Source organism: Blautia ammoniilytica, from assembly GCF_025566965.1.
Lineage (GTDB): Bacteria > Bacillota > Clostridia > Lachnospirales > Lachnospiraceae > Blautia_A > Blautia_A ammoniilytica.
This window is the reverse complement of record NZ_JAOQJL010000083.1, coordinates 1-935: the sequence shown is the minus strand read 5'-3', so window position 1 is coordinate 935 and position 935 is coordinate 1. Positions and strand designations below refer to the sequence as shown.

At 41.8% G+C, this 935-nt stretch carries 2 protein-coding genes; both read left to right on the top strand.

The window, feature by feature from the left end:
- On the top strand, positions 1 to 490 hold a 490-nt coding region (locus OCV61_RS18450), incomplete at its 5' end, for a replication initiator protein A (RefSeq protein WP_158422953.1).
- The coding region (locus OCV61_RS18445) for a P-loop NTPase family protein (RefSeq protein ID WP_470258219.1) at positions 487 to 935 on the top strand (449 nt) is incomplete at its 3' end. The genes OCV61_RS18450 and OCV61_RS18445, both read left to right, overlap by 4 nt.

Below are 935 nucleotides of genomic sequence, written 5' to 3'. Positions count from 1 at the left end.
GGTTAAAACTGCTCTGGCAGTACTGGAAAAACAGGAGCTTATCTTCCGAAAACGGCAGGGTCCCGGACAGCCCAATCGGATTTATGTAAAACTCCCAAAAGAAACCATCCACTATACAGACAGATTTCTTTCCCTAAGACAGACAAAAAACTGTCCTATTGACAGACAGGATTCTTTTCCTGATACAGACAGAAAACTGTCTGGTAATAAGAAAGAGATAAAAAAGAACAATTTAGCAATAAGAGGGAGTAAGGAGCCACTCTCACCCTATGGAAAATTTCAAAATGTTTTTCTGTCAGAAAAAGAGCTTGAAGATATCCGGCAGACAATCCCTGACTGGAAGGATTATATTGAACGCTTATCCGGTTATATGGCTTCTACCGGAAAGCAATATCAGAACCACGCAGCTACCATCATCAGTTGGGCAAGACAGGATCATCCTGCTTCCCGACAACGAAATTACGAAAGTGAGGAATACGAAACATTATGACAAAATTTATAGAAAAACCAACAGCTATAACCCCAAACAGAGAGCTTCAGTCTGATGAATATTTTAACGAAACAGACCACCTGATCTACTGTTCCAAATGCAATACGCCAAGGCAATGCAGGCATGAATTACAGGGAAAGGTTCTTATTCCTTCCATCCGCTGTAAATGCCAGCAGGAAATCTTTGAGCAGGAAGAAGCCCAGAGAAAACTTCATGAAAAACAAATGGAAATAGAGCATCTTAAAACCAGCGGCTTACAGGACAAAGCACTCTATGACTACACTTTTGCCAGGGATAACGGCATCAATCCGGAAATAAAACTGGCACACAATTATGTAAGCAACTGGGAAGAGATGAGAGCAAATGCTTCCGGACTTCTCATCTGGGGTGATGTCGGTACTGGAAAATCTTTTTTTGCAGGCTGCATTGCCAATGCCCTTCTGGA